Origin of the sequence: Streptomyces sp. P1-3 (genome assembly GCF_050613155.1) — a bacterium.
Taxonomy (GTDB): Bacteria; Actinomycetota; Actinomycetes; order Streptomycetales; family Streptomycetaceae; genus Streptomyces.
Window position 1 is genome coordinate 236,391 of sequence record NZ_CP192512.1, and the last position, 22,734, is coordinate 259,124.

The window sequence follows — 22,734 nt, forward strand, 5'->3', positions numbered from 1 at the left end:
ATCGGCCCCGTGGTCACTAGATCTGGCCTTCCAACGCGTCCAGCTCTTCTTCACTCATGTTCTCGATGAGGTCGATGCTCTCCAGGATCCTGGCCATGTCGAGCGTCCCCCCGCCGGCGTCCATGGGAGTACGCCGTTCCAGCTCAGCGGCCATCTCGGCGAGCGTGGGCCCGTCGAAGACGGCCTGGATGGGCAGCTCCGCGCCGGTCGTCTGCGCCAGCCGGTTGACCAGCCGGGTCACCAGCAGCGAATTGCCCCCCAGCGAGAAGAAGTCGCTGTCGGTGCCCAGGTCGCCGGCGTCTGTGCGCAGGAGCTCCGCCCAGACGGCCGCGACGGTCCGCTCCGACTCCGTCCGGGGCGCCGTCCGGTGCTCCTTGTGCCGCCGGTGGCTCTCCGGCGCGGGGAGGGCGCGGTGGTCCAGCTTGCCGTTCTGCGTCAGCGGCAGCTCCTCCAGCAGGACATGGGCGGCGGGGACCATGTACTCGGGCAGGGTGTCGCACAGGGCGCTGCGCACGTCCGCGAGCAGGGCGGCCGGGCTGGACCAGCGGGGCGCGCCGTCGCCCGGTGAGCCGTGGCCCTCCGCCGGTGGTGCGTCGGGCCGGCGGGCGTAGACGTTGTACAGCGTCGTGTTGCGCAGCAGTCGGTTGTCCTGCTCGCAGACGACGTCGTAGCCGAGGGCCTTGAGCAGGGTGACGATCTTCTCCAGCTGGCCGTTGACGTCGTGGAGTTCCACCACCAGCTGCCGGATCTTGGGCCAGTCCCGCCAGTGGATGCCCTTGAGCACCTCGTACTCGGCGTTCTCCACGTCGATCTTCAGCAGGTCGATCCGGTCGATCGACTCCTCGCTGATGATCTCCGAGAGGGTCCTGAGGCGGCAGGTGAACTGCTCGCTGTCGAGCCGGGCGTCGACCAGCTCGTCGACGAGCTCGTCGCCCGCCGCCGTGCCGGCCGTGCCGTCCTCGGTGAGCTCTTCCTGGTTGCGGAGGTAGGAGCGGACCATCTCGTGGGCCTGCTCGGCGGTGGTCACGCTGGAGGAGATGACCGTGTTGTGGCGGTAGAAGGTGAAGGTCTCCTCCGTGGCCTCCGCCGCGAGGCCGCAGTCGTACACCTTGGCGTTCAGGCCGTGGAGCTCGACATTGCGGCGCAGCGAGTCGAAGACCGGGGGGATGGGCTCGAAGGCGTGGATCTCCGTGTCGGGGCAGCGGCTGCCCGCGAAGAGCGTGAACATGCCGATGTTGGCACCCACGTCGAAGATGCGGTCGCCGTCGCGGATGGTGATCCCGTTCCGCAGGTATTCGAGGTTGGTGAAGATCTCGTCGTAGACGAAGTCGGTCTCGCTCTTGTTCTGCTGGAAGACCGTCATGCCGTTGGGGAGTTCATACGTGCGCTCGAGCGCTTCCGGCTCGGTGCGGCCGATGCGCAGCAGCTCCCGCACGGCGGGCGCCCGCTCGGCGGACGGCACCAGATAGGCGACCAGGCGGCGGTCGTGCTCGTCGTACTCGCGCACCACGACGCGGGCGTCCTGGAGGGCGGGGTGTTCGCCGAGCCTCGCCTCGATCTCGCCGAGTTCGATGCGGAAACCCCGGATCTTGACCTGGTCGTCGTTGCGGCCCAGGTACTCCAACGAGCCGTCCGGCAGCCAGCGCGCCAGGTCCCCCGTCCGGTACATCCGAGCACCCGCCTCCCCGCAGAACGGGTCATCCAGGAAACGCTCGGCAGTCAGCCCGGGACGATTGAGATAGCCCCGCGCCACACCCGCGCCCCCGACGTACAGCTCGCCCACCGCACCGATCGGCGCCGGCCGACCGCGATGGTCCAGGATGTAGGTCCGCAGATCGGGGATGCGCGCGCCGATGGGGCTGACCGTCCGCTCGGCGTCGGCCTCGGTCAACAGCCGATAGGTCACGTGCACGGTGGTCTCGGTGATCCCGTACATGTTGACCAGCTCGGTACCCCGATTGGCCGCGCGGCCCATCCAGGGCTTCAGCGACGCCACATCCAGCGCCTCACCACCGAATACCACCACCCGCAGCGCATGCGGCCGCGGATCCTCGCCCTGCGCCGCCACCAACTGCCTAAACGCACTCGGCGTCTGATTCAGGACGGTGACACCCGACGCACACAGCAGCCGATAGAAGTCACCAGGGCTACGGGTCATCGCCTGCGGCACGATCACCAGACGCCCACCGTGCAACAGCGCGCCCCAGATCTCCCACACCGAGAAGTCGAACGCGAAGGAGTGGAACAGCGTCCACACATCCCGCGCACCGAAACGGAACCACTCATCCGTCGAGGTGAACAACCGCGTCACATTACGGTGCTCGACCATCACCCCCTTCGGCGTCCCCGTCGAACCCGACGTGTAGATCACATAGGCCAGACCCGACGGCGACACACCGGCCACCGGCACATCGTCCGACGGGAAACCAGCCCACAAACCGGCGTCCGACCGCACATCCACCACCGGGACCGATGGAACCGCCAGCCCCTCGGGCAGGGGACCGTCCGTCAGCACCACACGCGGCGCACCGTCGTCCAGCAGATGGGCCAGACGGTCCGCCGGCGACGCGGGATCCAGCGGCAGATAGGCGCCACCGGCCTTCAGTACCGCCAGCACACTCACCACGATGTGCTCGGTGCGCGGCAGGCACAGGGCCACCAGCACATCCGGCCCCACCCCCAGGACCCGCAGATAGCGCGCCAGCCGGTTGGCCCGCGCGTTCAGCTCCCCATACGAGACCGTCCGCCCCTCGCACTCCAGCGCCACCGCCTCCGGCGACCCGGCCGCGACCTCCTCGAACCACTCATGCAGGCAACGGTCGTCGGTGGCGCGGGACGGTGGCCGCTCGTTCCAGTCGACGAGCATCCGCCGGCGCGTCGCGTCGCTCATGACGGGCACTTCCAGGGCCTGGCCCTGGGCTGACTCCTCGTCGGCCAGCGCGTCGACCAGGCCCGCCATGGCCGCCTCGAGGTAGCCGATGACCAGTTCGGCGTCCTGCGCCTCGTCGATCTGCGCGTCGAGGGAGAAGGAGTGGCCCAGGTCGTCCACCGAGAGGGCCACCGGGTAGTTGCTGCGCTCGATGACGCCGGCCAGCGACGTGACGCCCGCGCGTTCCAGTTCGGAGTCGTCGACGCGGTCGCCGGCCTCCAGGTGGCGGTAGTTCAGGATCGCGTTGAACAGCGGGGTGTCGCGCGGCACGTCGCTCTGGCCGTGGGCGACGGCCAGCGGGGTCTGCTCGTACCCCACCAGCTCCCGCAGCGCCCGGTCGGTGGTGCGTACCAGGTCGCGGACGCTCATGCCGTCGAGGTCGACGCGCACGGGAAGCGTGTTGATGAAGTTGCCGAGCATGCGCTCGATGCCCCGGGGGCCCTGGAGCCGCCCGGACATCACCGTGCCGAAGACCACGTCGTCGCGTCCGCTGCACGCCGAGACGACCAGCGCCCAGCCCGCGTGGAACAGGGTGGCGGGGCTGACCCGCAACTCCTTGGCGCGGTCCCTGATCCGCCGGCCGAGCCGGGCCTCCAGGGGCCTGCGCAGGTCGAGGACCCGGCGGCCGTCGCCGTGGACGTCGTGCAGGCCGAACATCGCCGTGGGCTCGGTGACGTCGCCGAGCTGGGCCTGGAAGTACGCGGCCGGGTCCAGGTTCCGGGCGCGGTGGCGGACGTGGGCGATGAAGTTCCGGTACGGCACCGGTTCCGCGAGGTCCGCCTCGCGGCCGGTCATGTGCGCGACGAGCTCCTGGAACAGCAGGCCGAGCGAGGTGGCGTCGTCGATGACGTGGTGCAGGTTGAGCACCGCGAACCACTCCGGGGTGCCGGGGTGGCGGGCGGCACGCAGCCGGATCAGCGGCGCGCGGTCCAGCCTCATCGCCTGCGAGCCGGCGAGCAGCTCGCGGATCTCGTCCTGGATGTCGGCGCCGGGGCGCACCTCGAACTCCTCCAGTTCGAGTTCGGCGTGGCGCACCACGACCTGGAGGGGCTGCGGCAGCCCCTGGGCCAGGATCGCTGTCCGCAGCGCGTCGTGCCGTGCGACGACTGCGCGCAGGGCGCGTACGAAGGCGTCCAGGTGGGCCCGGCTCTCGAAGGAGAACACTCCGGAGAGCACGTACGGGTCCCGGCCGCTCTCCTTGAGGTGGTGGAAGAACATGCCTTCCTGGAGGGCCGCCAGCGGATAGACGTCCTGGAGGTTGGCGGCGCCACCGGGTACGGCGGCCACCACGGTGGCCAGTTCGTCCTCGGTCAGCGAGACCAGGGGGAGCATGTCGGTCGTGACCCGGGTGCAGCCGTCGGGTATGCCGTTCGGCGGAACGGTGAACGGCTCGGCCGCCGGCCCACCGGTCGCCGCCGCGCCGTCCCGCGGTGCCGCGGCCGTCGCGGCATCGGCGGCGGCCGCGTCGATCGTGGCCGCCAGGTCGGCGAGCGTCGGCGCGCCGAACACGCTCTGGAGGTCGCAGTCCAGTCCCTGGTCGGCCAGGCGCGCGGTCAGCTTCGGTATGAGCAGCGAGTGGCCGCCCAGGGCGAAGAAGTTGTCGTGCACGCCGATGCGCCGCTCGTCGAAGCCGAGCAGGTCCGCGCAGACCGCGAGCAGGACCCGCTCGGTGGCGGTGGCGGGGGCGACGCGCTCGTCGGCGACGGCGTACGCGCTGACGCCGGGCGCCGGGAGCGCCTTGCGGTCGAGCTTGCCGTTCGGGGTCAGCGGCAGCTCGTCCAGGCGGACCAGGGCACCGGGGACCATGTACTCGGGCAGGGCCCGTCCGAGGTGCTGGGCCAGTTCCTCGTGGAAGTCCCCGGTGTGCGCGCGGTCGAGGACCACATAGCCGACGAGCCGCGGATCGCCGGGGGTGTCCTCGCGGACTACTGCGGTGCAGGCCCGGACCGCCGGGTGGCCGGCCAGGCACGCCTCGATCTCGTCGAGTTCGATGCGGAAGCCACGCAGCTTGACCTGGTTGTCGATCCGGCCGAGGTACTCCAGGCCGCCGTCCGGCAGCCGGCGGACCAGGTCGCCCGTCCGGTACATGCGCGCGTCGGGGTCCTGGGCGAACGGGTTCGGGACGAACCGCTCCCGCGTCAGGCCTGGGTTGTTCAGGTAGCCGCGGGCCAGCCCCACCCCGGCGATGTGCAGCTCACCGGCGCAGCCGACGGCCTGCAACTGGCCGTGCTCACCGAGCACATGGAGCTGGATGTTCTGGATCGGCCTGCCGATCGGCACCGTGCCGGACGGCTCGCCGGGCGGGCACTCCCAGTGGCTGACGTCGATGGCCGCCTCGGTCGGCCCGTAGAGGTTGTGCAGCCGCGCGCCGTGCACGGCGTGGTGCCGTGCGGGCAGCTCCGCGGGCAGTGCCTCGCCGCTGCAGAAGACCTGGCGCACGGAGGTGCAGCCGGCCCAGCCGTCGTGGTCGAGCATCAGGCGGAGCATGGACGGGACGAAGTGCAAGGTGGTGACCCCGGCCGAGCGGATGAGCCGGACGAGGTGGTCGGGGTTCTTGTGGGCGCCGGGTTCGGCGAGGACGAGGCGGGCGCCGGTGATGAGCGGCCAGACGAACTCCCACACCGAGACGTCGAAACTGAACGGCGTCTTCTGGAGGACGACGTCGTCGGTGCCGAGGGCGTACTCGTTCTGCATCCACTCGATGCGGTTGACGGCGGCCCGGTGCTCGACCATCACGCCCTTGGGGCGTCCGGTGGAGCCGGAGGTGTAGATGACGTACGCCAGGTGCTCGGGACGGACCCGGGTGGCGGCGGGGGCGGCGGTGCGGTCGCCGGGCCCGCCCGGCGGCCTGCCGTCGGCGTCGAGTCGCAGCACGTGGCGCACCCCCGACAGGGCGGCGGTGTCGACGGCTTCGGCGGCGGCCTGGGTGAGCACGATGTCGGCGCCCGAGTCCTCGATCATGTAGCGAAGGCGCTCGGCCGGGTATCCCGGTTCGAGGGGCAGGTAGGCGCCGCCGGCCTTCATGACCGCCCACAGGGCGATCACCATCTCGACGGAGCGCTCCATGCAGACGCCGACCACGGTGTCCGGTGTGACGCCGAGGCGGCGCAGCTCGCGGGCGAGGGCGTCGATCCGGTCGCCGAGCTCGGTGTACGTCAGCGACCGCTCGCCGAGTACGAGGGCGGTGCGGTGGCCGTGCCGGGTCACCGCGGCGTCGAGGAGGTCCGGCAGACCGCGGTCGTCGGAGTAGGGGCGGCGGGTGTCGTTCCACTCGCCGAGCAGCTGCGCGCGTTCGCGGTCCGACAGGTGGGAGACCTCGGACACCGGCTGCTGGGGGGCGGCGACGAGCGCGTCCAGCAGGAGCCGGTAGTGGTCGAGGAGGCGCTCGACCGCCTCGGCGTCGAAGCGCTGGGCGTCGTACTTGAGGTGCAGCGTGTAGTCGTCGGCGGCGTTCTCGAAGACCTCCAGGTGGAGCTTGAACTCCCCCTCCTGGGAGATCTCGTCGACGAACCGCAGGGACCGGGCGAGGTCGAGGCCGAGGACGTCGTCCGCCACATGCATCATGCGCTTGTTCTGGAAGACGTAACTGACCTGGAAGACCGGGGAGTCGTCCGGGTCGGTGCGCAGGTTCAGGTCCTGCACCATGCGCGGGAACGGGTAGGCGGCGTGGTCGAGGCCGTCGGCCATGACCAGGGTCAGCTCGCGCACGAAGTCGGTGAACGGCTGGTCGGCGCGCACCCCGTGGCGGATGGGCACCATGTTGACGAAGTAGCCGACCGACTGGTCGTAGGCGGCGCCCGGCCTGCCCATGGACGGCACGCCGACGATCACGTCGCGCTCAGCGCTGTAGCGGTGCAGCAGCAGTTCGTACACGGCGAGGAAGAGGACCGCGGGCTTGATCCCGCGTGCCGCACACAGGTCGCGCACCCGGGCGGCGAGCGCCCGGGGCAGCGGCAGCCTGGCCGTCCTGCCCTCGGCGGCGGCGCCCGGCGCCGGGCCGCGCTCGATGTCGAGGTGCAGCACGGGGAGGGGGCCGGCGAGGGTCTCCTGCCAGAAGGCGCGGTGGCGTGCGCCCTCGGGTCCGGCCAGGAAGTCGGCCTCCCAGCGGACGAACGCGTCGTAGTTGTCCCGCTGCCCCGGGGCGGGCTTCGGCCGGCCGCCCTGGAGCAGCGTCTCGTACGCCTGGAACAGGTCGCGCAGCAGGACCGGGGTGGACGCGCCGTCGAACACCAGGTGGTGGAAGACGAGCAGGACGAGGGTCTCCGGTGCCTCGGCCGAGCCGACCGAGTAGACGGCGGCACGCGCCGGCGACTGGCCGGCCAGGTCGAACGGCGCCTTGGCCTGCTCGCGCACGAGGGCGAGCAGGACGTCGTCGGGGAGGCCGGGGGGCACCGGCTGGTGGCGGAAGCCGACCGCGCCCGGGGTGCCCCGCACCAGGTAGGGCGTGCCCTCGTCCTCCACGATCACGCTCGACAGGGGGGTGTGGCGGGCCACCACCAGCTCGAACGCCTCCTGGAAGACGGAGACGTCGAACGGTGCGGAGATGCGGAAGCAGACCGGGACGTTGTACACGTCCGAGTCCGGGCGCAGCTTGTGGAGGAGCCACAGTCCCTTCTGCCCTTCGGACAGGGGGCGCCTGCCGGGGGTGTCCACCTCCGGCGCGTCCTGGAGCCGCTCGTAGAACGCGAGCACGTCCTCGGCGGAGTAGAGCCCCGCCTTGAAGCCCGCCAGAATCTGATCCTCGTTCACGCGCGTGCTTCCTTCATGAGTGCCTTGAGATCTTCGAGTCCGACGCTGCCCTGCCGGAACGCCTCCAGGGCCTCGGCCCTGGCTTCCCGTACGGCGTCGCCGCTGGTGTGCGCGTCGGGGGCCGCCTCGCTCGGAGCCCGTTCCTCGCTCGGGGCCCGTTTGGCGGCGAGGCGTGCCGCGATGCGCTCCAGGGTGCCGAGCTCCACGATCTCCCGTGTGGTGAGCGTCAGGCCGAGGTCGGCCTCGATCGCGCGCTGGAGCCGGGCCCACAGGATGGAGTCCGCTCCGACGCTGTGCAGGTCCTTGTCCATGGGGAGTTCACCGGTGTCCAGGCCCAGCGCGCCGGTGAAGTAGTCCGCCAGGTAGCGGGTGATGTCGTCGCCCGCGTGTTCGGGTTGTGCGGGCGATGGGCTCTGGGGCCGGGATTGGGGCTGGGGCTGCTGGGGCGCGCCGGTGTGCCCGACCCAGTAGCGCTTGCGCCGGAACGCCGTCGTCGGCAGGGGCACCACTCGGCGACCCCGCCCCTGGTACAGATCGCCCCAGGCGACCCGGCCGCCCCGCACCCACAGGGCGGCGAGCCGGTCCAGGTCCCGGTCGGCGAAGAGCCCCGAGACGAAGGCCTCACCGTGGCTGCCCGCGAGCAGGTCCCCGAGGGGGCCCGCGGTGTCCTCGGCGTTGCCCAGGTGGAGGTGGGCGTACGGCGGCTCGGATTCCAGGAAGTCCGCGAGCGTCCGCAGCAGCTCGGTGCGGGAGCCGGCGACGAAGGCGAGCCGCTCCGCCAGTGGCTCCCGTCCCACCTGGAGGGTGTGGGCGAGATCGGCCAGGGCGACGCAGTCGTCCCGCCCGACGAAGTCGTGCAGCAGCCTGGCCGCCGTGCGCAGCCGCTCGGGGTCGTGTGCGGAGACCACGATCACCTGCTGTTCCGTACCGTCGTGCGGGCCGGCTTCGGCGTGCCGCGCCCGGTCGTCGGCCGGGGCCCCGGCGCCGGGTGCCTCCTCCACGACGATGCTGACGTGGCTGCCGCCGGCCCCGACGGAGTTGACGAGCGCGCGCCGGGGTCCGCCGCCGTGGCGGCGGGGCTCCCACCGCGTCAGCGTCTCGCACAGCCGCAGGGGGCCCTCCTCCAGCCGCAGGTCGGGGTTGGGGGTGCCGACGGACGCCGGCGGGGCCAGTTCCCGGTGCCGCAGCTGCATGACGACCTTGGTGAGCTGGGCGATGCCGGAAGCCGCCTCGGGGTGCCCGAGGTTGGACTTCACCGAGCCGAGCGCGATGGGCTCCTCGACCGTGCCGAACACCTCGCGCAGGGCGCTGATCTCGACGGCGTCGCCGAGCGCCGAGCCGTTGGCCGCCGCCTCCAGGTAGCCGATCGACGCGGGGTCGCAACCGGCACGCTCCAGCGCCCGCCGCATGACGTTCACCTGCGTCTTGTGGCTCGGGGTCATGAACCGGTTGGCCCGGCCGCCGTGCAGCGACGCGCTGCCCTTGATGACGGCGTGGACGGTGTCGCCGTCCCGCTGGGCGGCGGCCAGCGGCTTGAGCAGCACCGCGCCCACCGCCTCGGCGGGCAGGTAGCCGTCCCCGTCGCGGAAGCTGCGGCTGCCCGGGTGGCTGCCCAGCAGCTGGGCCTGGGACAGGGCGACGTACTTGTCCGGATGGATCGTCAGGTTCACGCCTCCGGCGATCGCCAGCTCGCTCTCGCCGCGCAACAGATCGGCGCAGGCCAGGTGGATGGCGGTCGCCGAGGACGCGCACATGCTGTCCACGGCCAGGCTCGGCCCTTCGAGCCCGAAGAAGTACGAGACCCGGTTGGCTATGAGGTTGTACGACGCGGCCGAGGTCAGCGCGGAGCGCACGGCGTCCTCGGCGTCGGCCCGGTACATCTGGTACATCGATCCGACGTACACGCCGACGCGCCGGTCGTAGCGCCGCTCGATGGCCTCCTGGGTGACGCCGCTGTGTTCGAGGAGCTGCCAGACCGTCTCCAGGAAGAGCCGCTGCTGCGGGTCCATGGTCTCGGCCTCGCGCGGCGAGACACCGAAGAAGAGCGGATCGAACTGGTCGACCCCGTCGAGGAAGCCGCCCCACTTGCAGTAGCTCTTGCCGGGTGCGTCGCGGTCCGTGTCGAACAGCGCGCCGTGGTCCCAGCGGTCGGCCGGGACCTCGGTGACGCAGTCGTCGCCGGAGCGGAGCCGGGCCCACAGGGCGTCGGGGTCCGGGGCGCCGGGGTAGCGGCCGCTGATGCCGATGATCGCGATGTCCTCGCGGTCGGCCCGGGAGCGGGCCGGGCGGGCGCGCAGCTCGTCCCGTACGGGTGCGGCCGCCGCGGCCCGAGCGGGCGGAACCGGCGCCGGGTGCTCCGGCCGCGGGCCGGCGGTACCGGTGTCGCCGAACTCGGCGCGCAGCTCGTCCCCGTGGTGGGTGGTGAAGTACTCGGCCAGCGCGCGGACCGTCTGGACTTCGAAGAAGAGGGTCTTCGACAGGGTGGTGCCGAGGGTCTTCTCCAGTTGTGCGATCACGTTCATCGCCACAACGGAGTCCATGCCGTAGCGCTCCAGCGGCGTGTCGGCGTCCAGTCTGTCGGGGCCCAGCTTGAGGGCTGCGGCCAGCTGGTGGCGGAGGTGGCGTACGGCCTTGTCCTGGAGCCCCTGGCCGGCCCGGGGGCTCTCGGGTGCCCGCGTGCCGGGCTCAGTGGCTGGTGACTCGGCGCGCCGCCCGGTCAGCCGGGGCAGCAGCGCCTCGCGCCGCCCGGCGACGACGAGGAGCCTGCCGTCCTCAAGGACGGTGTCCCGGGCCGCCAGACCGCTCCGCAGGGCGTGGAGGGCGCTTTCGGTGTCCAGCGGCAGGAGGTCCATCCGCCGCAGCCGCTCCTTGGTCGCCTCGTCGACCCGCATACCGCCGTCCTCCCAGAGCGGCCAGTTGACGGAGAGGGTCCGGCCGCGTCGCAGTCCGGCGGCCACGAGGCGGTTGCGGTAGGTCGCGTAGGCGTCCATGAAGGCGTTCGCCGCCGCGTAGTCGGCCTGGCCCGGATTCCCCAGTGCGCCGGTCGTCGACGAGTGGCACAGGAAGAGCTCCAGCGGCTGGTCGCGCGTCAGCTCGTCGAGATGGACCAGGCCCGCCACCTTGGGCGCGAGGACCCGTGCCAGCTCCTGCGGGGTCTTCTTGATGACGAAGTTGTCGTGCAGCACTCCCGCGCCGTGCACGATGCCGGTCAGCGGCCCGTGGGCGCGTTCGATGTGCTCCATCAGCCGCTCGACCGCGCCGCGGTCGGCGACGTCCATCCGCTGGTGGTCCACCTGGAGCCCCGCCGCCCGCAGGGCGTCGAGGGCGTGCCGCTGCTCGTCGGTGAGCGCGGAGCGCCCCGTCAGGACCACGGTGGCGCCCGCGGCGGAGGCGGCGATCTCCTCGGCCGTGATCAGGCCCAGGGCCCCGGTGCCGCCGGTGATCAGATAGACGCCGCCCGCGCGCCAGGACGGCGCGGCCGCCGCGCCGGGCGCGAGCGCGGCCTCCTCCAGGCGCCTGACCTGGCGACGGCCGGCGCGGTAGCGCACCTCCGGGGCGGTCTCCGCCCGCAGCCGTTCGGCGACGACCGCGGGGGCGGCGCCGTCCGAGCAGTCGATGAACTGGGCGCGCAGCCGCGGGTTCTCCAGCGACGCCGTCTTCAGCAGGCCGCTCAGCCCGGCGAACACGGCCCGGGATTCGTGCTCGTCCGCGTCCGGGTCGCCGACCAGCACGACCTGGAGCAGCGCCGAACCGCGTACGCCGCCTTCCAGCAGGTCGCGGGCCCGCGCGAACACCCGCTGGGTCGCCGTCAGGTACTGGCGGTCCAGTGGGTCGTCGCCCGGCAGGTCCACGGCCTCGTGGTGCACGGAGCCGGGCAGCGCCGTCGCGAGCGCGTCCCGCTCCGCGGCCGTGGACCGGCCGATGAGGATGACATGGCGCTCGGCGGGCTCCCCGTCGGCCGCGATGCCCTCGCTCTCCTCGCTGCTCTCCTCGCTCGGCTCCCACACCGGGCGCATCAGCAGCAGATGGCCCGGTACGGGCTCGGTCCCCTGCCCGGCCCCGGCCTCGGCCGGCGCGGGCAGCTCGCGCAGAGCCAGTCCCCGCAGCTCGACGCAGATCCGGCCGTGCTCGTCGTACACGTCGATGTCGTACGTCCGCGCGCCGGAGCGGATTAGGACGTGGGCGCGCTCGGGAGTGGCGGCGTACACCTGCACGCTGTCCAGGGCGAACGGCACCATCGTGGCCGTCGAATGCGGGGCCAGGCCGATACCTGCCTGCAGGGCTCCGTCCAGCGCGCTCGGGTGCAGGCACAGCCGCGCTGCCGCCGCGCGGGCACCCGCCGGTATGCGCAGATCCGCGAGGACCTGCGCACCGTGGTCGCCGTCGCCGAGCGCGAGGCGCTCGATGCTCCGGTACGCCGGGCCGTAGTGCAGCCCCTTGCCGGCGAAGGCCGCGTACACCTCGGCCCCGTCGAGGCGGTCCTGTGCGCACTGCTCCCGCAGGGCGTCCAGGGACACCTCGTACGGCTCGGGGGCCTCCCGGAGCACGGTCGCCCTGCCCCGCCCGGCCAGTTCCTCGCCGGTGCCGCCGGCGGCGGGGCCCGCGTCGGTGACGTACAGCTCGTACTCGGCCTCGTCACCGCTCAGCGCCCGAAGCCGCAGGCTGAGCACCAGCTCGCCGCCTGTCAGGGCGACGGGCCGCAGCCACACCACGTCGTGCAGGCGCACGCGGCCGGGCTCGGTGACCTCGAAGGCGCGCGCCACGGCCTCGCGGGCCATCTCCAGCTGCGCCACGGCCGGAAGCACTGGGCTGTCCCCGATCCGGTGGTCGCGCAGGAAGGGCTCCGAACCGTCGAACCGGGTACGGAAGGCCAGCGCGAAGGCGGTCGAGTCATTGCGGTGCAGCAACGGGTGCAGGGCGCCCTCGGAGGGGCCGGACACCCGCGCCGTCTCAGGGCCGGGCGCCGGACCGGGCTCCGGATCCGAGCCGAGGTCGAGCCAGTAGCGCTCCCTGGCGAAGGGGTAGCCGGGCAGGCCGATGCGCCGCGGGCGCGGCGTGCCGTCCTCCGGGTACAGCCGCTCCCATGCGACGGCCGCGCCCCGGACCCACTGGTCCACAAGGCCGTCGAGCCCGTCCTCGTCGCCGGCGGAGGGTGCATCTTGGTCGGGCCGGAGGGTGCCGCGCGCCCAGTCGCCGGGTCCCGCGGGGTCGGCGAGGAACGCGTCGAGGCGCTGCCTGACGGCCTCCAGCGAGTCCGCCGTGAAGGCCAGCCGCTCCTCCAGGGCGACACGCCCCGTCTGGAGCGTCCAGGCGAGGGACGCGAGGTCGTCGTCGGTCAGCTGCTCGGCGCGTGCCCTCAGCCGCCGGGCCTGCTCCACCAGTTGTTCTTCGGTCGCCGCCGAGAGCGGGACGGCCACCGGGCGAGGACCGGACGCGTACCCGGAGGCGGTGGCGGCCGTGCCCGTACCCGTACCTGGCCGGTGCTCGGCGATGACCACATGCGCGTTGGAGCCGCCCGCGCCGAAGCTGGAGACCCCTGCGACGCGCGGACCGTGCCACGGCCCCAGGTGCTGCTGCACCCGGAACGGCGTGCCGTCGAAGTCGAGGTGCGGATTGAGGGTGCTGGAGTGCAGGCTCGGCACGAGCTCGCCGTGCCGCATCTGGAGCAGCACCTTGGTGACCCCGGCGATACCGGCAGCGCTCTCGCAGTGGCCGATGTTCGACTTGACCGAGCCGATCGCGCAGCTCTGCGCGGGCAGCGCGCCGCCGCCCGCCTGCCGGAACGCCTTGACCAGGCCCGCCAGCTCGATCGGGTCGCCCAGCGAGGTACCGGTGCCGTGCGCTTCCAGGTAGCTCATCGAGCGCGGGTCGACCGCGGCCCGCGCGAGCGCCCGGGCGATGACGTCGCCCTGGGCGACGGGGCTGGGCACCGAGAAGCCATGGGTCCTTCCGCCGTGGTTGAGCGCGGTGCCCTTGATGACTCCGTGGATGTGGTCGCCGTCCGCGATGGCCCGCTCCAGGGGCTTGAGCAGCACGGCGCCGACGCCCTCGCCCGGCACGTAGCCGTCGCCGCCCTCGCCGAAGCTGCGGCAGCGGCCGTCACTGGCCGTGAACTTGCCCTGGCTGAGCATCAGGTACTTGTTGGGGTGGACGCTGACGTTGACGCCCCCGGCGATGGCCGCCTCGCACTGGCCGCTCCTGATCGCCTCGCAGGCGAGGTGGATCGCGGTGAGCGAGGAGGAGCACATGGTGTCGACGGCCATGCTCGGCCCGTGGAAGTCGTAGAAGTACGAGATCCGGTTGGCGATGGAGGACGGGCTGCCCGAGAGCGCGACCTGGTGGCCGCGCGCCTGTGCCTGGGCACCGTGCAGCTGGTACTCCTCGTACATCACCCCGACGAAGACGCCCACCTTGCCCGCGCGGGCGATGGCCGCGTCGGCACCGCCGCGCTCGGCGGACTGGCGGGCCAGGAGCTCACCGGTGTAACCGGCGTCCTCCAGCGTGTGGTGGACGCACTCCAGGAACAACCGCTCCTGGGGGTCGAGGTACTCGGCCTCACGCGGCGAGATGCGGAAGAAGAGCGGGTCGAAGCGGTCGACGCCGTCGAGGAACCCGCCCCATTTGCACGCCGCGGCGCCGTGGTCGCGGTGGTCCCAGCGGTCCGCCGGGATCTCGGTGACGCAGTCGCGTCCGGCGCGGAGGTTCTGCCAGAACTGGTCCAGATCCTCGGCCTGCGGGTATCTGCCGCTGACTCCGACGATGGCGATGTCGGTGACGGGTTCGGTGATGGTGGCGGGTTCAGCGGTGGTGACGGAAGCGTCGGCAACGGCCGGACTGTCCGGACCGGCCAGGGCGTTCGGGCGGTCCGCCTCGCGCGCCGGCGGCTCGTCCGCCGGCGGCTCCTCCGCCGACCGCGCGTCGGCGTCCGCGGCGGAGCCCAGCGCGGTGCGCAGCCGCTCCGCGTACTCCTCGGCGAAGTGCTCGCTCAGTGCGCGGATGGTCCGCACCTCGAAGAACAGGGTCTTGGGCAGGACGCCGAAGGTGTCCTCCAGATGGCGGGTGAGCTCCATCGCCATCATGGAGTCCATGCCGTAGAACTCCAGCGGCGTGTCGACGTCCAGCCGCTCGACGCCGACCTGGAGCGCTGTGGCGAGCTGTCGGCGCACATAGGGCAGCGCGAGGTCGGCGAGCGGCGACGCGCCCGGCGTGCCCGGCTCGGCCGGGGCCGGGGCCGGTTCGGCCACCGGCTCACCGGGGAGCACGCGGGCGCTCAGTCCGGTCAGCTCCACGCACACACGCCCGTGTTCGTCGACGAGTGTCACGTCGAGCTTGGCCGAGGTGTCCTCGGGGCGGCTGCCGCCCTGGTACCTGATCCAGGCGAACGCGGTCGCCGGGGTGGCGGCGAACACCTCCAGCTCCTGGAGCGCGAAGGGCAGCGCCGGGCGGGCGGGGTGGCTGCCCTCCCCTGGCGTGCCGGGGCCCATGCCCAGGCCGATGGTGGCCTGGAGCGCTCCGTCGAGGATGCTCGGATGGAGGCCGTAGAGCGCCGCCTCGGCCGCGTCCACCGGCTCCGGCAGGCGCAGTTCGGCGAGCACCTGCGGCCGTCCGGCGGCGTCGGTGCCCACGGTCAGCCCCGCCAGCGAGCGCTGCGCCGGGCCGTACCCCATGCCCACCCTGTCGTACAGGCCGTAGAGCTCCGCCTTGGAGAGGGCGGACCCGGCGCAGGCGCCGCGCAGTTCGCCGAGCGGCAGCACCGGGCGCTCGGCGAGCGCGCGCGGCAGGCCGGCGCGTCCCTGGCTGCAGAGGGTCTGCTCGCCGTCGGCGTCGACGCGATGGATGGTGTACGCGTAACCGGGCCCGGTCGCGTCGGCTCCGCCGGCGAGGGGCCGAAGGCCCAGCCGCAGCTCCAGCCCGTCGGCACCGCAGGCGGCGGGCCGCAGCCAGACGATGTCGGTGAGCCGTACCCGTTCGGTGGTCTTCTCCTCGCCCGCCGTGTGGAGGACCGCCGCCCGCGCCATTTCGAGATGTGCGGCACCGGGCAGGACGGGGATCCCCTGCACCTGATGGTCCTTCAGGAAGGGCTCGGCTCCGTCGAAGACGGCGTCGTACGACGCCGTGGCGGCGTCACCGGACCTCCGGTGCAGCATCGGGTGCGCGTGCACGGGTGCGGAATCGGGTGCGCTAGCCGGCAGGGGGGCCGCCGGGCGGGACGCGTCGCGTCCGGCCCAGTAGCTCTCCTCGGCGAAGGGATACGTCGGCAGGGCGATCCGCACCGGCCGGGGGCCGTCCGCGTACAGCCGCCGCCAGTCGACGGGGTGGCCCGCCGCCCATTCGGCGAGGGCGCGGTCGTACTCCCCCGAGGCGAGCCAGCGGTCCGCCTCGGCGAGCCGGGCGGCGTCCGGCCGGGCGTCCGCGGCCGCCGACGCGCGCCGGGGCACGGTGCCGCGGTACCAGCCCTCGTGGCCTCCGGGGCTGTCGACGCTGTCGACGAAGGAGGTGAGCCTGCGCTCCAGTTCCGCGACGGAGGTGACGCGCGTCGCCAGCCGTTCCTCCATCACGTCGCGCCCCACGTGCAGTGTGAAGGCGATGTCGGTCGGGCGGGCCGCTCCCAGGTGCGGGCTCCGGAGGTGGTCGCGCAGCCGTCGGGCCTGCTCGACGAGGTGCGGTCCGGTGCGGGCCGACAGGGTGATCAGGGCCGGGTGGCGCGGAGCGGAGAGCTCGTCCACGGCCGGGGAGCCGGTGGCGTCCTCGGCGCACGGCACGGGGGCGTCGTATTCCTCCAGAACGAGATGGGCGTTCACGCCGCCGAACCCGAAGGAGCTGACTCCGGCCCGGCGCGGGACGGCCCGGCCCTCGGCGTCGCGCGGCCGCTCCCAGGGGCGTTGCTCGCGCACCACCTCGAAGGGGCTGTCCCGGAAGTCGAGATAGGGATTGAGCTCTTCGCAGTGCAGGCTCTGGGCCAAGGTGGCGTGCCGCATCTGGAGCAGCACCTTGATGACGCCGGCGACGCCCGCGGCCAGTTCGAGGTGCCCGATGTTGCTCTTGACGGAGCCCAGGCCGCAGCGGGCCGGCTCGGGGAGGGTGCCCGGTGCCTGCCCGGTCTCCTCGTAGAGCGCGCCGAAGGCGCTCTTGAGCCCGTTGAGTTCGACGGGATCGCCCAGTTCGGTGCCGGTGCCGTGCGCCTCGATGTACGTCACGGTGCGGGGGTCGACGCCCGCCTCGCGGTACGCGGCCTTGAGGAGTTCCGCCTGGGCGTTCGGGTTGGGCGCGGTGAGCGAGTGCGCGCGGCCACCGTGGTTGACGGCCGTACCGCGGATGACGCCGAGGATCCGGTCGCCGTCGCGTTCCGCCCGGTCCAGCGGCTTGAGGACGAGGATGCCGACGCCCTCACCGCGCACATAGCCGTTGGCCTGGGCGGAGAACGTCTTGCAGCGGCCGTCCTCGCAGAGCATGCCGGCGCGGCTGTAGCCGATGTGCAGGTCCGGGCTGACGATCGTGTTCACGCCGCCGACGAGGGCGAGGCCGCTCCGGCCGGCGCGCAGCAGTTCGACGCCGCGGTGGATCGCGACCAGCGAGCTCGAGCACGCGGTCTCGACCGGTTCGCTGGGCCCGTGCAGGTCCAGCAGATAGCTGACCCGGTTGGGACCGACGGAACCGGATACTCCGGTGGCCGCGTAGCCGTCCTCGCCCTGCCGCTCCGCCAGGACCAGGCTGCCGTAGCCGCTGGGCGCGGTGCCGACGATGACGGCGGTGTCGCTGCCGGCCAGGCTCGACGGCGCGTATCCGGCGTCCTCCAGGGCCTGCCACGCGTGGGTCAGCAGCAGGCGCTGCTGCGGGTCCATGGCGAGGGCCTCGCGCGGCGATATGCCGAAGAACAGGGGGTCGAAGCGGTCGACGCCGTCGAGGAATCCGCCCCAGCGCACATGCTTGTTGCTCTGCGGTGTGGCCGGGTCCTCGTGCATGGCCCGCCAGTCCCAGCGGTCCTCGGGGATCTCGGTGATGCAGTCCTTGCCGTCGCGCAGGTTCTCCCAGAACGCGGCGAGGTCCGGGGCCTGCGGGAAGCTGCCGCTCATCCCGATGATGGCGATCGGCGCCGCGGGCGCGAGCGCCGGGGTGGGTGTGGGCTCGGGCGTGGTTGAGGGCGTGGGAGTGGGTGAGGGCACGGCCGCGGGGACGGGCACCGGCTCGGAGCGGGTCGACGCGATCTCGTCGCCGTACGTGGCGGCCAGATGCGCGGCGACGCTGTCCACGGTGCGGTGCTCGAAGAACAGGGTGGGCGCCAGGTCCACGCCGAGGCGGTCTCCCAGCCGGCGCGCCAGTTCGGTCAGGCTGATCGAGTCGAAGCCGTACTCACCGAACTCACCGTCCACGTCGATCTCCTCGACGGGGACCTTGAGCTGCGCCGACACCTCGGCGACGAGGGCCTGCCGGGCCAGGTCCCGCAGGTTCCGCGGATCGGCGGCCGTTCGCGGATCGGCGGCCGGGGCGGTGGCCGCCACGGCCGGCTGCGGAGCCGGCCGCGGGTCGTGCTGGGCCAGGTGAGCGGCCAGCCGTGCCGGGGTGGTGTGCTCGAAGAAGACGGTGGGCGCCAGGGTCAGCCCGTAGCCGTCCGCCAGCCGGCTCGCCAGCTCGGTCAGGCTGATCGAGTCGAAGCCGTACTCACCGAACTCACCGTCCACATCGATCTCCTCGACGGGGACCTTGAGCTGCGCCGACACCTCGGCGACGAGTCGGTGCTCCCAGGTCTGCCGGGTCGCGGAGGCGGAGGTGGCGGTGGAGGTGGCGAGGTCAGGGTCGGGCGCGAGATCGGCGGCGGGCGGCCGCGCACCGGTCTGCGCCGCCAGGCGGGTGAGCAGCAGCCGGCGGTCGCCGGAGAGCACGAGCGTGCGGCGGCGACCGGTGGCGACCGCGGCCGAAAGGGCGCGCAGCGCGTCCTCGGTGGCGAGCGGGGTCACGCCGATGCGACGCAGCCCGGTGCGCGCCGCGTCGTCGACGCGCATGCCGCCATCAGCCCACAGCGGCCAGCCGATCGACAGGACGCGACCGGGCCGGGCGCCCCGCGCGGCCAGTTCGCCGCGGTGCTCGGTGTAGGCGTCCAGGAACGCGTTGGCCGCCGCGTAGTCGGCCTGGCCCGCGCTCCCGAGGGCCGCCGCGGTGGACGAGAAGACGATCAGGTGGTCCAGGGGCTGGTCCTTGGTCGCCTCGTCGAGGTTGACCAGACCGGACGTCTTGGGGGCGAGTACGGCCCGCAGGTGCGCGTCGGTCTTCGTGGCGAGGTAGCCGTCGTGGAGGACCCCGGCGCAGTGGACGATCCCGTGGATCGCGCCGTGGTGCGCCACGACGTCCTCGACCAGTGCGTCGACGGCCCGCCGGTCGGTGACGTCGGCCCGGCGGTACTCGATCGTGACGCCCGGCCTCTCCAGAGCGGTGAGCGCGCGCAGTCGGGTGGTGTCGGGCGCGGAGCGGCCGACGAGGACGACGGTGCCCTGACGGAGTGTCCGGGACGCCTCTGCGGCGAGGATCAGCCCGATCCCGCCGAGCCCGCCGGTCACGAGGTGGACGCCGCCGTCGCGCCACGGGGTGGCCGTGGGCCCGGCCTCCGACTGCGGCTGCTGTTCGATCAGGCGCCGGACGTACCGCTGTCCGTCGTGGTGGCGGATGTCCTGCTCGGCGCAGTCGCGCGCACCCGCCTCGACGGCGTCGGCGAGCGCGGCGGTGGAGCCGGGGTCGCCGTGGTCGAAGCGGTCGAGGTACTCCACGCACTGGGCGCGCAGCCACGGGTACTCGAGGGTGGCCGTCCGGAGCAGCCCGGACACACCGGTCATGACCCGGGCGGCCGGCGCCCCATGGCCCAGCACCACGACCTGGAGCAGGTCCTCGCCCGCCGCGCCGCGCTCGCCGACCGCGGTGCGGATCGAGGTCAGCAGGGTCTGGGTCAGCCGCAGGTACTCGGCGTCCAGTGGACGGTCCGCGGCGAGGTCGAACGTCCGCAGTGCGGTGGTGGGGGGTAGCAGGGCGCGCAGGGCGCCCGCCCGTTCACCGGTCGCGCCGGGCCCGACCAGCCACACGGTGCGGCTGATCGGCGCGGTGGCGGCGCCGGAGGGGGCGGGTCGAGGCTCCCAGTGCGGCTCCAGGGTCAGCACGGCCCCGCCGCCGGGGTCCGCCGCACCCGGCCGGCCGGTCGCGGCGGAGTCACCGCCGTGCCCGCTTCCGGACCCGTCCGTCTGTGCCGCGTCGTGGCCGGGGCCGGACCGGTCGGCCTTCGCGGCGCCGCCGGCCGGCTGGAGCCAGTAGGCGTCCTTGGCGAACGGATAGGTGGGCAGGGAGATCCTGTTCGGCCGCCGCCCGGCCGCGAACAGCCGCTGGAACGCGAGGGCCTCGCCCCGCGCGTATTCCTGCGCGAGCGCTTCCAGGGCGCGCGGATCGGTCTGTTCGCCGGCCGTACCGGCCGGATCCCTCAGCGCACGGCTCGGCTTGCCGTCGCCGGTCCACAAGGCGGGCGCGCCGCCCGTCTCCAGCCAGGTGCGCAGCGTCCGGGCGGCCTGCTCGGGAGTGCTCGCCACGAGCGCGAGGCGGTGGCGGAAGTGCTTGCGGCCCTGGAGCAGGGTGAAGCTCAGATCCCGCAGGCTCTCCCGGGGATGGGCGTCGAGGTGGACGACGAGCCGGTGGGCCTGCTCTTCGAGCTGTGCGGCGGTCCGGGCGGACAGCACGATCAGCCGCGCACCCCGCTCCGGCTCCCGTGCGGGTGTGTGCTCCTGCCTCTGTGCGTGCGGGCGCCCGGGGGTTCGGGGCGGTTCCGCCAGGACGAGATGGGCGTTGGTGCCGCTGTAGCCGAACGAGCTGACCGCGGCCAGGCGCGGCCTGTCCCCGCGCTGCCAGGCCCGCGCCCGGGTGTTGACGTAGAACGGCGTGCCGTCCAGGTCGATGTGCTCGTTGAGCCGCTCGTGGTGCACGGTCGGCGGGAGGGTCTCGTGCTTCAGGGCCAGGATCGCCTTGAGGGAGCCCGCCACTCCGGCGGCGCACGCGCTGTGGCCGATGTTGCTCTTCACCGAGCCCAGGGCGCAGTGGCCGCGCCGGTCGGTGAGGGCCGTGAAGCCGCCCACGAGGCCGTCGACCTCGACCGGGTCGCCCAGGGCGGTACCGGTTCCGTGCGCCTCGACGAGCTCGATGTCCGCGGGGTCGATGCCGAACCTGTCGTACACCCGCTTGTGGAGCTGGGTCTGCGCCTCGGCGCTGGGGGCGGTGATGCCGTTGGACCTGCCGTCCTGGTTGACGCCCCACCCCCTGATGACGGCGTGGACGCGGTCCCCGTCGGCCTGGGCGTCCTTCAGGCGCTTGAGGAGCAGTACGCCCACTCCCTCGGCCGGTACGAAGCCGTTGGCCCGCTCGTCGAACGCGTAGCAGCGCCCGTCCGGTGACAGGGCGCGCAGCTGGCTCATCGCGATGTGCACGCCGGGCCCGGGGATCACCCAGACCCCGCCGGCCAAGGCCGTGTCGCTGTCGCCCAGGCAGAGGCTGTCGCAGGCGGCCGCGATGGCCACGAGCGACGACGAGCACGAGGTGTCGATGGAGAGGCAGGGGCCCTTGAGGTTGAGCGTGTAGGATATTCGGCTCGCCAGAATGGCGCTGTTGGTGCCGAGGTTCTGGTGGGCGCTCAACTCGGTCTCGTCGAGCGCGCCGCCGTAGCCGTTCACGGAGCAGCCGACGAAGACGCCGCATCGCGTGCCGGAGAGGTCCTCGGGGTTGTAGCCGGCCTCCTCGACGCAGCGCCAGCTCTCCTGGAGGAGGACGCGCTGCTGCGGGTCCATGTACTCCGCCTCGCCGGGCGAGATGGTGAAGAACAGCGGGTCGAAGTGGTGGGCGTTCTCCAGCACGCCCATCCACTTGCTGTACGACTTGCCGGGCGTGCCGGGCCGCTCGTCGTAGTACTCCCCCACCTGCCAGCGGGAGGGCGGTACCTCGGAGACGCAGTCGCGGCCGGTGCGGATGTTCTGCCAGAACTCGTCGAGGTTCTCGGCCTTGGGGAACGCGCCGGACATGCCGATGACGGCGATGTCGACGAGCTCGACGCCGCCGCGCGGGCCCGGTGCCGGTGCGGGTGCCGGGTCGGGTGCCAGGGCGGGTGCCGGATCCGGTGCCGGTTCGGGAGCCGGAGCCGGAGCCGGCTCAGGTGCGGGCGCGGGCACGGGTGCGGGTGCGGGGTCGACGGGCAGCGCCACGCCGTCCTGACCCGCCAGGTAGTGGGCCAGCTCGCTGATGGTCGGGTGGCCGTACACCGTCGTAGCGGACAGCGACAGCCGCAGCCGGGTGTTGATGGAACGGGTCCAGGTGACGCCGGTGATCGAGTCGAGCCCCAACTCCACGAACGGGGTGTCGTCGTCGAGGTCCGACTCGTCCAGCTCCAGTTCCCTGGCGAGACTCGACCGCAGCCATGCGCCGATCGCGGCCTCCGTCACCGCCTCCACCCCGGCCGCCGTTTCCGTCTCCGTATCCGCCTCCGTCTCCGCCTCCGTCTCCGTCTCCGAAGCAGGTTCGGGCGCGGCTTCGCCGAGCAGTCCGGCGAGGTGGCCCGCCAGTTCGTCGACCGTGGGGTGGCTGTAGACCTGGGTGGCAGAGAGCGAGAGCTGGAAGTGCGTGTTCAGCTTGCGGGTCCAGGTGACGCCCGTGATCGAGTCAAGCCCCAGCTCCACGAACGGGGTGTCGTCGTCGATGTCCGATGCCGCCAGTTCCAGCTCGGCCGCCAGGCTCTCCCGCAGGTAGCCGGCGATGCGGGAGTGGCCGGAGGGGGAACCGCTCAGGGCAGCCGAGGGCCCAGGGGTCATGGCACTCATCAGATCTCCCATGGCGCCCTCGATCAGGGCAGACAATTCGCCGAAGGTGGGGTGACCGCAGACATCGGCCACCGTGAGGGAAAGCCCGAGGGTTCGGTTGATCTCGCGCAGCCACACGGCGCAGCTGATCGAGTCCAGCCCCGACTCCACGAGACACACGTCGTCGGAGCCCGGAGCCGCTTCGGTTCCCAGGACGCCGGCCAACGTTTCGCGCAAGAACCGATG

2 protein-coding genes are annotated in these 22,734 nt (G+C 72.8%); both read right to left on the reverse strand.

Annotated features, from left to right (window positions below; translation table 11 throughout):
- Positions 1-16 precede the first annotated feature (16 nt).
- A complete protein-coding gene (locus ACQUSR_RS00940) occupies positions 17-7,678 on the reverse strand; it encodes an amino acid adenylation domain-containing protein (protein ID WP_431040586.1) in 7,662 nt (2,553 codons plus the stop codon).
- Positions 7,675-22,725, reverse strand: coding sequence for an SDR family NAD(P)-dependent oxidoreductase (locus ACQUSR_RS00945; protein ID WP_431040587.1), 15,051 nt, complete (start codon positions 22,723-22,725; stop codon positions 7,675-7,677). The genes ACQUSR_RS00940 and ACQUSR_RS00945 overlap by 4 nt, the downstream gene beginning before the upstream one ends.
- Positions 22,726-22,734: the final 9 nt, after the last annotated feature.